10 protein-coding genes are annotated in these 10093 nt (G+C 69.3%); 3 read left to right on the top strand and 7 right to left on the bottom strand.

The genetic code is table 11. The annotated features are described in order from the left end of the window. From D6689_21730 to D6689_21715, 4 genes are all read right to left on the bottom strand, one after another. Positions 1–1136: polysulfide reductase (locus D6689_21730; protein ID RMH36848.1), on the bottom strand; the 1136-nt coding region annotated here is incomplete at its 3' end. Between the two features lie 9 nt (positions 1137–1145). Further along, positions 1146–2042, bottom strand: coding sequence for a 4Fe-4S dicluster domain-containing protein (locus D6689_21725; protein RMH36847.1), 897 nt, complete (start codon positions 2040–2042; stop codon positions 1146–1148). After that, complete coding sequence (locus tag D6689_21720; protein ID RMH36846.1) at positions 2035–2649, bottom strand: hypothetical protein; 615 nt, start codon at positions 2647–2649, stop codon at positions 2035–2037. Before D6689_21720 ends, D6689_21725 begins: the two co-directional genes overlap by 8 nt. 10 nt (positions 2650–2659) lie before the next feature. Next, a complete protein-coding gene (locus tag D6689_21715) occupies positions 2660–4141 on the bottom strand; it encodes a hydroxylamine oxidoreductase (protein ID RMH36845.1) in 1482 nt (493 codons plus the stop codon). A 484-nt stretch (positions 4142–4625) separates the two neighbouring features. Between D6689_21715 and D6689_21710 the strand changes: the two genes are divergently transcribed. Beyond that, positions 4626–5051: a PaaI family thioesterase gene (locus D6689_21710; GenBank protein RMH36844.1), complete on the top strand. Its 426-nt coding sequence runs from the start codon at positions 4626–4628 to the stop codon at positions 5049–5051. Between the two features lie 47 nt (positions 5052–5098). On the opposite strand, the gene D6689_21705 is transcribed toward D6689_21710, so the two are convergent. Together D6689_21705 and D6689_21700 are read right to left on the bottom strand one after the other, a co-directional pair. Beyond that, the gene (locus D6689_21705) at positions 5099–5959 is read right to left on the bottom strand and encodes a hypothetical protein (protein ID RMH36843.1); all 861 of its coding nucleotides are present in this window, start codon (positions 5957–5959) and stop codon (positions 5099–5101) included. Between the two features lie 47 nt (positions 5960–6006). Next, on the bottom strand, positions 6007–6732 hold the full coding sequence (locus D6689_21700; protein RMH36842.1) for a 1-acyl-sn-glycerol-3-phosphate acyltransferase: 726 nt from the start codon (positions 6730–6732) through the stop codon (positions 6007–6009). Positions 6733–6772: 40 nt separating this feature from the next. Between D6689_21700 and D6689_21695 the strand changes: the two genes are divergently transcribed. Further along, a complete protein-coding gene (locus D6689_21695) occupies positions 6773–7687 on the top strand; it encodes a hypothetical protein (protein RMH36841.1) in 915 nt (304 codons plus the stop codon). 107 nt (positions 7688–7794) lie between these two features. On the opposite strand, the gene D6689_21690 is transcribed toward D6689_21695, so the two are convergent. Then, the gene (locus D6689_21690) at positions 7795–8586 is read right to left on the bottom strand and encodes a glucose 1-dehydrogenase (protein RMH36840.1); all 792 of its coding nucleotides are present in this window, start codon (positions 8584–8586) and stop codon (positions 7795–7797) included. 104 nt (positions 8587–8690) lie between these two features. Here D6689_21690 and D6689_21685 point away from each other — a divergent pair. Next, a partial coding sequence (locus D6689_21685; GenBank protein RMH36839.1) for an acyl-CoA dehydrogenase occupies positions 8691–10093 on the top strand: 1403 nt, incomplete at its 3' end.

The raw sequence follows: 10093 nt of genomic DNA, 5'->3' as shown, positions 1-10093 counted from the left end.
CCGAGCGCCCAGATGCCCAGGCAGACCAGAAACTCGATGCCGGACGGCGAGTATTCGACCAGATCGCCCGTGGGCGACGGGATGAACCCGGGGATGATCAACCCCATCCCTTTTTCGATCCACACGCCGGTCACGCACAGCGCGGCGCCTGCGAGCATCCACCGGTCGTTCGAGTACAGCCGCTCGACGTTGAAGATGACCATCGCCGCGATACCCATCAGAAGACCGCTCCAGATGTACGGCACGAGCATGCCGTGGCCGTGGATGCCGAAGAACAGGTACCACGCCGACGTCGCATGGACGCTGCCGGTATAAAACTCCTTGAACAGCTCGCAGCCGAGCAGAAAGAAGTTGATCGGCAGCGTGATCGCGACGATGCGCCGCAGCATGCGGAACACCGTGGGCTTGATCGCCATGCCGCCGTGGCGATCGATGACCCAAAAGATGATCAGCAACAGCGCCGGGCCCGACGCGAATGCGCTGATCAAGAACCGCGGCGCCATGATCGCCGTGTTCCAGAACGGGCGGCCGCCGAACCCGCCGTACAGGAACGCGGTGACCGTGTGGATGCTCACGGCCCAGCCGATCGAGATGAACACGAACGGCAGGTATAGCCGGCGCGACGGCTCGCGGCCGAGGTACATCATGTACAGCAGGTAGCCGGGGATGTGCAGATTGAGCAGTAGGTACCCGGTGAGCACGATGACGTCCCATGCGAGCATCGACCTGGGAAAGTTCAGGCGCCCGAGGACCGGTAGCAAGTGCGCAAACCGATCCGGGCGGCCGAGGTCGACGGTGACGAACAGCAGGCACATGATCATCGCCGTCATGGCCACGAGCTCGGCCAACAACACCACTTCCTTGACGTCCTTGTTGCCGTACACGTAGGTCGGTACGACCAGCAACACTGCCGCCGCCGCAACGCCCACCAGGAACGTGAAGTTTGCGATGTACGCGCCCCAGCTCACCTGGTCGCTCATGTGGGTGACGCTCAGCCCGAGCGCGAGCTGGGCGCCGTACGCCGCGATGCCGATGCCGATCAGCAGAGCGAGAAACCCGAGCCACAGGTAGTAGTGCGCGCCGCCGGAGAAGCCGTAGCCGACGAGGTCGCGCAGATATCGCAGGTAGGTCCGCATCGGTTCGGGTCAGTCGAAGTAGTAGTACAGCTGCGGGATCGTGTTGAGTTCTTCCTTGAGCACGAACACGCGCTTTTCTCGCAGGATGGCCGACACCTCGCTGTTCGGGTCGAGGATGTTGCCGAACTTGCGCGCGCCGGTGGGGCACGCCTCCATGCACGCCGGGAACTGGCCCTGCCTCGTCCGGTGCAAACAGAAGTGGCACTTCTCGACCACTCCCTTGGGCCGCACGCGGTTGCTCAAGTAGCCCTGGCGCGGGTTGAGATCGCGCGCCGGGATGCTCGGCTCCCGGTAGTTGAACCGCCGCGCCTCGTACGGACACGCCGCCATGCAGTAGCGGCAGCCGATGCACCAGTCGTAGTCGATGACGACGATCCCGTCGCGCTCCTTCCAGGTTGCCTCGACCGGGCAGGCGGCGGTGCACGGCGGGTCGTCGCACTGGTTGCACTGCATCGGCAGGTAGACTTTTCCCGGCCGTGGCGTCGGCCCCTCGTAGTACGCGTCGCCGCGCTCGAGGTTGAACGTGCCCGCGTCGAGCTCGACCACCTTGATGTACTGAATCGCCGGGTTGCGGGACTGGTTGTTCTCCTTGACGCACGCCTCGACACACTTGCGGTTGCCGTCGCACAGCGACAGGCTGATGCAATAGACGAACTTGGTGCCCGGCACCGGCGGGTAGTCACCGACCTCGACCTCGCGGTGGAATCGCCGCTTTTGTTCGGCCTCGATTCGCGCAAACACCTTCCGCTTGTCGGCGTCGGTCATCTCCTTGTAGTGCTTCTGGAAGAACTGGTCCCAGCTCCCGCAGCCCGCGGTGGACGCGGCCGCGGTCGCCGCGCCCGCGGCGAGGCCCTTGAGGAATCCGCGCCGGCCGATGCCCGCGGAAGTGCGGTTGTCGTCACTCATGGCTTGGCTCGGTCTTTCGAATCCCGAACCGTGGAAACGGCGGCGGCGGCAGCGTGGGCGTGTGGCGGTACGCCGGCTCGTGCGGCGGATGGCAGTCCGCGCACGTGTAACGCACGCGCGTACCGCGCCACGATCCCACGACCTTGCCGTGACTGCCGAGTTCCCAGTCGGCGTGTTTCTCCGGGTGGCATTGGCCGCACAGGCGGTCGGACTCGTCGAACGAGATCTTCTCTTCGGTAAACAGCTGCAGCGAGTCCATGTCGTCGCGCACGTGGCACTGCACGCACATCTCGATACCCGGCATGTGTTTGAAGGTCATCCGATCGTGCGGCGGGCGCGGCGGTGTGGTCGGCGTGCGCAGCTCGATCTTGTCGTGGCACTCCGAGCACGGGAAGTACTTCAGGCCGGCAGCACGCCGATTGACGACCACCCGCGGTTTCGCCGGCGCCACGGTCTCTCTCGCGCGCGCCTCGGGCGCTTGCGAGTCGGCCGGCGCCGTCGTGGGCTCGCCAGGGCCCGCGGCGCGTACCACCGTGGCCACCATCAGCCCGGCGGCGACGCTCCCGACGACGCCGGCGAGCGAGACGGGGAGCCAGCGTTGACGCATCCGGGTCACGTTACTCGTACCGCTTCTTGAACTCTTCGGCGCGCGCCTTGCGCTTGGCGGCCTCCTCCGGGGACATCTTGCCGATGTACCAGCGGTGTTCGGGCGACTCGAGCGTCTCGTTCAGCAGCTTCTCGAGCGCTTCTGCAGCGGACTTCTTGGCTGCGTCGGAAGACGCCTTGCCGTCTTCGATCAGATGCTTCAGTTCCGGGATGTACTTCGTGTACCAGTGCTTCGCGATGTCGTAGGTGCCGTGCCAGTGGGTGTAGTCGGGCCCCATCATCGACGCGGCGTGGCGCGCCCGCCGGCCCTCGTGATGCCACAACTCGAACCAGATGAAGTCGAGCTTGTTGGCGAACTTGACCGGCTCGAGGAGCGGCTTTGCGGCCTCGTAGAGCGCCAAACCGGGCTTGGCGAACTTGCGGTGGTACAAATCGATGAGCGCGTCGTACTGCTGATAGAACGCGTCGACGTACGCCTTGGCGTGGCACGCGAGACACACGTCTTCCATGTTCGCGCGCCGGGTCTTCCAGTCGACGTTGGCGCCGGCGAGCCCCATCTTCTTGTCGGACACTTCGGGGCGCACGGAGATCGCCGGCCGGTTGTTCCACGAGATTCGCATGCCGACGTCGTGGGTCACCGGCTGGTTCTTCGTCGCCGACATGTGGCAGGTGGCGCAGGTCGGCGCCGCGTCGTAGTCGACCCCGACGACCCACTTGGGCGCCTCCAGGTTCATCTTGTCGATGTTGGCGCGGAACGCGATGCCGTGCTTGGACTCGTTGTAGATCTCGAGCTGCGGGTGGTCGGGGCCCATGTGGCACTTGCCGCAGTTTTCCGGGTTGCGCGCCTGCGCGGCCGAGAACTTGTGGCGGCTGTGGCAGGCGGTACACGAGCCGCGGGATCCGTCCGGGTTGATCCGCCCGATGCCCGTGTTGGGCCAGGTGGCCGGGTCGAGCTTGCCCTCGCCGATCACCTTGACCTCCGAGCCGTGGCACTGCCAGCACCCGTTGACCGCCGCGGCCGAGTTGCCCTCTGGGAATCCCGGCGTAACGAATCCGTTGTCGCCCTCGACGACCTCGGCGAGCACGTTGTCGAGCGAGCCGAGGATCCGTGCGCCCTGCGAATGGTGGCTCTCGGAGAACTCTTCGACCTCCTTCTCGTGGCACTTCGAGCAGTCCTTGGGCGACACGATGGTGGCGATCCGGTGCTTGTAGTGCATGAACGCGTCCGGGTCGCCGGCGTTGGCCTCGTGGCACTCGAAGCAACCGACCTTGGCGCGGTAGTGCTTCGAGTCGCCCCACTGCTGAACGAGCGAGTGGGTCTCCTTGTCGTGGCAGTCGATGCACTCACGACTCTCGGCGGTGAAGTCCTTCGGGAGCTGGACGCTCGCGCCCTCGGCCTGGTTGGAGAAGTGCTTGCCGATGCCGATCGCCGCGAACACGGTGAAAATCACCGCGAGCATGCCGCACAAGATCCAGGGGAGCCGGCTCATCATGGCGGAAGCGCCGTGCAAGCGCCGAGCCACGTCCGCGGCACTGCCGGCCCGGCGAATGCGACCGCGATCTGCGAAGCGATTTCTTCTCCTGTCGTTGTGCACGCAGGATTTTCGCAATCGTTGGTGATGCCACGGCGTACGACCGGCGCGGGGCTGCACGCTCGCGCGCGCGGTGCGAGCGGTCTCGCTGGCGACCCCCGGCGAGCACGTCCTCCGCGCGGGGCTTCGCCGTCGCGGCCGGAGGCCGGCCCCTTGCAGCCGTCACGCAGTGGACGACGCGCGTCCCGGTACGCGCGCGGGATAGCGAGTTCGCGACCGCTATAGCGGTCCATCGCTCCGCGCGCGCGCGGTTGCGATGTCGTCAGGCCGATTCGTGCGATGACCGCGCGCCCCCGTGCGCGCGCGAATGCGCCGGCCGCGCGTCCGAGCCCGCGGGTGCGGAGCGCGTTTGGCGGACGTCCAGTGCTTTGATAGCGTCCGCTCGATGACCCGACCCGCAATGGACGTCGCCGCCATCGAGGCGCTGCTGGCCGACCAGTTTCCGCAGGCGGTCGCGTCGGGCGCCGTGATCGAAGCGGCCGGCGGCGGTCGCGCGCGCGTCCGCCAGCCGGTGGGCGACGCGCACCTTCGCCCCGGCGGCACGGTGTCCGGGCCGACGCTGATGGCGCTGGCCGACCTGGCCACCTACGTCGCGATCCTGGCGGTCGTCGGGCCGGTCGCGCTCGCGGTGACGACGAGCTTGCACATCGACTTCCTGCGCCGGCCGGAGCCGCGCGACGTGGTGGCCGACTGCGAGCTGCTCAAGGTCGGCAGGCGACTCGCCGTCGGCCGGGTCGTGCTGGCCAGCGACGGCCGCGCCGAGCCGATCGCCCACGCGTCCGTGACCTACTCACTGCCTCCCCGCGCCTGAGCGACGGGTTGCGCCGCGACGCTCGAGCCGGTGGCCGGGTGACGCCGTCATGCGCTCGGGACGGCGGGAGTGTCCGCGGCCGATGCGTCCGTCCCGGCCCCGCGTCGGCGTACGTCGGGCGCGACGGCCTCGCTCGTGCCGGCGGCAGCCTCCGCCGGGCGGGCGGTGTCGTGGCGCCGCTGGCGTTCGAAGCGGGCGGCGCGTTCGAACTCGTAGACGGCCTGGCGCACGTCTTTGGCCAGCGACGGCGCGGCGCGTTCTGCGGCGCGCCGCCGCAGGTCGGCGAGCTTGTCGCCGGTGTGCCACACGTTCGTGCGGCGTCGCCCCGATACGCGCCGGCGCACGGTAAACAGCAACAGCCCCGTCTTGACGTCCAGCAAGCTCGCCTCGACGTAGCCGTCGACCGACAGCGTGTCTCCGGGCAGAAACAGCGCGCCGACGATCGTCGCGTAGCCGATCGCCCACGGGTTGGCGCGCTCGCGCGTCGCGATGCTCTCGCGGTACAGCAACACGTAGCGCAGGTGGTAGCGCGCCGCGATCTCGCGCAGTGCCTCCATGCCGAGCGCACCCGACGGGATCGCCATCATCTCGGTGACGTGGAAGAACGGCTCGTCGCCGCGCAGCCCGCGCACGAGCGGGGCGAGCGCCGCCGGAGCGGGATCGTAGGAAGGACTCGGCCCGCGCCAGTCGACCGCGTCGACCACGGGCAACACGCCGATGCGCGCCGGCAGGTCGAGTTCGAGTTCGCTGGCCAACACCCGCTGCAGCGCGTCTTCGCTGAGCTGGCCGTTCGGGTCGCGCGCGAACACGGAGCGGTCGAGCGGCGCGCTCGCGGCCGGGACCGCCTTCGATCGGTAGGCCGCCTTCGCGCCGCCGCAGGCACACGCGGCGACCGCGGCGATCGCCATCGCAGTCGTCCTCGTCATGCCGGGACAACGCGCGGCCGCCGCCGCGCTTACACCGCGTCGCCGGGGTCGCGTGCCGCGCTGCCTTCGACGTGCTCGCGCAAGAACGCGTCGACCTTGCGCATGAGCGAGTCGACGGTTTCGCCGTCGACCGGGATCGGCGCGCCGAACGTGACGCGCACCGTCTGGCCCGGGCGCGTGCGAATGGATCCGGGCGGCAGGATGTTCCGCGTGCCGACGATTGCGACCGGAACGATCGGCGTGCCGGTGTCGATCGCCAGATGAAAGCCCCCCTTTTTGAGCGGGCCGATCTTGCCGTCGCGCGAGCGAGTCCCCTCGGGGGCGATCCACAGGCTGACGCCGCTGTCGATCAGGGCGCTGGCGCGGCGCAGGCTGGCGATCGCCTCCTGCCGGCTGCTGCGGTCAACGCGCACCATGTCGGCGGCGATCATCGCCTGGCCGAAAATCGGGATGCGGAACAGTTCCTTCTTGGCGACCATCCGCACCGTCGGCGACGGCATCGTCGCGTACAGCACCGGAATGTCCATGTGGCTCTGGTGGTTGGACATGTAGATGAGCGACCGGTCGGTCGGCACCCGGTCGACGCCGCGCACGTCGAGGCGAATCCGCGCGTGCGATACGATGTTCTCGGCGAACTGGCGCAGGCGACGGTCACACACATCGCGCGACACGTCGCCCTTGATGGACTCGATCACCGTCGGGATGCTCACCCTCGCGACTTGCCACGCGGCGTCCAGGCTCAGGCCGATGCCCATGTGAGCCGATGTACCACACGCTGTCGACGCTCGAAAGCGCGTGAGTGGCAGGGCGCGGGCGTGTTACCGTGAACGTGTGCGAGGGGCCGTCGTCGTCGCGCTGATCGGCGCGGTTGTGTTCGTCGCCTCGCCGGCGCGCGCCGACGGGATCGCGCAGCGCGCGCGGCAGCTTCGCGCGTCGCCGTCCTTCAAGGTGCGGCTGTCGGCCGCGCTGTGGCTCGCCGAGCGCCGCGACGTGCGTGCCGTGCGCGCGCTCGCGGAAGCGTTGCGCCACGATCGAGAGGCGACGGTGCGGGCGCTGGCCGCCGCGGCGCTCGGCCGGCTGATCGACGAGTCGGTCGCCGCGCGCGAGCGCGACGCGGCGATCGATGCGCTGGCCGCCGCGGCGCGGTCCGACGCCGACGTGCGCGTGCGGCGCAAGGCGCTCGCGTCGTACAAGCGGGTGCGCGCCTTGCGGTCGCCCGACGGCGCGCTGCCGAGCGTCTTCGTCGCGATCGGCGCGCCGACCTCGCGCGCCCCCGGCGTCGCGGCGGCCGACGTGCAGGTCGCGGTGCGCCGCGCGCTGCGCCAGGCGGCGCCCGACTTCGGTCAGGCGACCCAGCGTGACGGGTGGCCGACCGAGCGCGCGCTGCGCCGCGCGGGAACCGCGGCGTTCTTCGTCAACGCGAGCGTGCGCGACGTCGCGGTCACCCGCCGCGGCGGGCGGGCCGACGTGCGCTGTACCGTGGGCATGCAGGTCAACGTGTGGCGCGGCGCCGACGCGGCCGAGCGGCTGCGCCCCGGGGAGGCGGCGTCGGCGACCGGCACCGGACGCGTGAGCGCGGCCTACACGCCGGCGGCGATCGCCGCCGCGCGGCGCGACTGCGTGGCCGCGGTCCTCGATCAGCTCGCGGCCCGCCAGGTGGCGCCGTTCATTCGCCGCGCGGCGACGACGCGCGTCGCACGGGGCGAGTAAGGCCTGGCGCGCGGCGACGACGCGCGTCGCGCAGGGCGAGTACGGCCTGCGCGCGGCAGGGCGTTCGCCGCCGCCGGCCGGCGGGCCGCGGCGCGGTCCCGCGCGCGTCACGCGCCGACGTGAATCGCGCCGACCGTGAGGCCGCCGTCGATGACGAGCACCTCGCCCGTGACGAACGCCGCCGCGTCCGACAGCAAATAGACCGCGCCGCCGGCGATGTCTTCCGGGCGGCCGATGCGCCCCAGCGGCGTCTGCTTCGCGATCGCGCCGCCGATCGCCGGGTTGTGGACCAGCGCCGACGCAAATTTTGTGTCGATCAGTCCCGGCGCGAGCGCGTTGACCCGGATGCCGGAGGAGCCGAGTTCGACCGCGAGCGTCTGCGTCATCGAGATGACGGCGGCCTTCGTCATTGCATATACACCCTGTGCGGCGGCCGCGCCGCGGCCCGCGACGCTGGCGACGTTGACGATGGCGCCGCCGCCGCCGCGCTTCCGCGCGTGGGCCACGAACGCGCGCGCGGCATAGAAGTAGCCCTTGACGTTGACCTCGAACGTCTTGTCCCACGCGGGCTCGGAGATGCCGAGCATCGGACCGAAGTACGGGTTGGTCGCGGCGTTGTTGACCAGCCCGTCCACCCGGCCGAACGCGTCGACCGCGCGCGCAAACAGCGCGTCGACCTGGTCGGCGTGGCCGGTGTGCGCCGCCACCGCGAGCGCGTCGCCGCCCGCGGCGCGGATGTCCGCGGCGACCGCGTCGACGCCCTCCTGCTTGCGCGACGCCACCACGACCCGCGCGCCGGCGGCCGCGCACGCGCGGGCGATCGCCGCGCCGATACCGCGGCTGCCGCCGGTGACCACGACCACCTTGTCTTGCAGGGAAATCAACGCATTGTCCGCCATCGCAGCGACGGTACCACGCGGTGCCTTGACGCGTTGCGCCACGCATGGCAAAACTGAATGGGCATTCATTCAGCCGCCCACAGCCTTTTGTCAGGAGGAGTCCCGTGGCCAAGGCCGTCAACCAGTACCGCGCCGACCTGCGCGAGATCCGCTTTCGCCTGTACGAACAGTTTCACCTCGACGAACTGCTCGGGCAGCCGCCGTTCGAGGAGTGGGACGTCGAGGCGGTCGACATGATCATCGACGAGGTCTACCAGTTCGCGTGCGACAAGATCGGGCCGACCAACCGCGTCGGCGACGAGGTCGGATGCCGGTTGGTGGACGGCAAGGTCATCACGCCGCCGGGGTTCAAGGAGGCGTGGGATGCGTTGTACGAGGCCGGCTATCGCAACGTGAGCGCCCCGGAGGAGCACGGCGGCGCGGGCGCGCCGTTTTCGGTCGGCATCGCGACCGAGGAGTTCCTCGCGGGCGCCAACGTCGCGTTCGCCATGTATCCGGGGTTGACCGTCGGCGCGGCGGAGCTGATCGCGGCGTTCGGTACGCCGGAGCAGGTCGGTCGTTACGTGCACAACATGTTCTCGGGCAAGTGGGCCGGCACGATGTGCCTCACCGAGCCGCACGCCGGATCGGACGTCGGTGCGGCGACCACCAAGGCGATCAAGCAGCCCGACGGCACGTACAAGATCGAGGGCACCAAGATCTTCATCTCGGCGGGCGACCACGACCTGACCGAGAACATCATCCACATGGTGCTCGCCCGCACGGAAGGGGCGCCTCCCGGGACGAAGGGATTGAGCCTGTTCATCGTTCCGCGCGACAAGCTCACCGGTGGCAGCAACGACGTCACGGTCGGCGGCATCGAGCACAAGATGGGCATCAACGGCTCGGCCACCTGCGTGCTCAACTTCGGCGAAAACGGCAACTGCGTGGGCGAGCTGGTCGGCACCGAGGAATGCCGCGGCATGAGCCAGATGTTCCGCATGATGAACTTCGCGCGGATCGGCGTCGGCGTCCAGGGCATGGCCGTGGCGTCCGCCGCGTACCTGGCGGCGCTCGACTACGCCAAGGAGCGCAAGCAGGGCCCGCACGTGTCCAAGTGGAAGGACCCGACCGCACCGAAGGTGCCGATCATCCAGCACCCGGACGTGCGCCGGATGCTGATCGACATGAAGGCGCGGGTCGAGGGGATTCGCGCGCTGATCCTCAAGCTGTGCGCGCACACCGATCGGGAGCGGCTGCTCGCCGGCAAGGACGACGAACAGGCCGCCTACCACAAGGGACAGGTCGACCTGCTCGTGCCGATCGTCAAGGCGTACTCGTCGGATCAGGCGTTCCGCGTGTGCGAAACCGCGATCCAGGTGTTCGGCGGCGCCGGCTATCTGCGCGATCACCCGGTGGAGCAGTACTTGCGCGACTCGAAGATCTTCTCGATCTACGAGGGCACCAACCACATCCAGGCGATGGACCTCGTCGGCCGCAAGCTGCCGCAGCGCGGCGGCGCCAACTT

Source organism: Deltaproteobacteria bacterium (genome assembly GCA_003696105.1).
GTDB lineage: Bacteria > Myxococcota_A > Polyangia > Haliangiales > J016 > J016.
This window is presented reverse-complemented; position numbering and strand designations above follow the sequence as displayed.

Bases quoted from the DNA above. Each gene is read 5' to 3' on its own strand.
- D6689_21725 (RMH36847.1), bottom strand. From the start codon at position 2,042: ATGAGTGACGACAACCGCACTTCCGCGGGCATCGGCCGGCGCGGATTC.
- D6689_21715 (RMH36845.1), bottom strand. From the start codon at position 4,141: ATGATGAGCCGGCTCCCCTGGATCTTGTGCGGCATGCTCGCGGTGATT.
- D6689_21720 (RMH36846.1), bottom strand. From the start codon at position 2,649: ATGCGTCAACGCTGGCTCCCCGTCTCGCTCGCCGGCGTCGTCGGGAGC.
- D6689_21705 (RMH36843.1), bottom strand. From the start codon at position 5,959: ATGGCGATCGCCGCGGTCGCCGCGTGTGCCTGCGGCGGCGCGAAGGCG.
- D6689_21690 (RMH36840.1), bottom strand. From the start codon at position 8,586: ATGGCGGACAATGCGTTGATTTCCCTGCAAGACAAGGTGGTCGTGGTC.
- D6689_21710 (RMH36844.1), top strand. From the start codon at position 4,626: ATGACCCGACCCGCAATGGACGTCGCCGCCATCGAGGCGCTGCTGGCC.
- D6689_21700 (RMH36842.1), bottom strand. From the start codon at position 6,732: ATGGGCATCGGCCTGAGCCTGGACGCCGCGTGGCAAGTCGCGAGGGTG.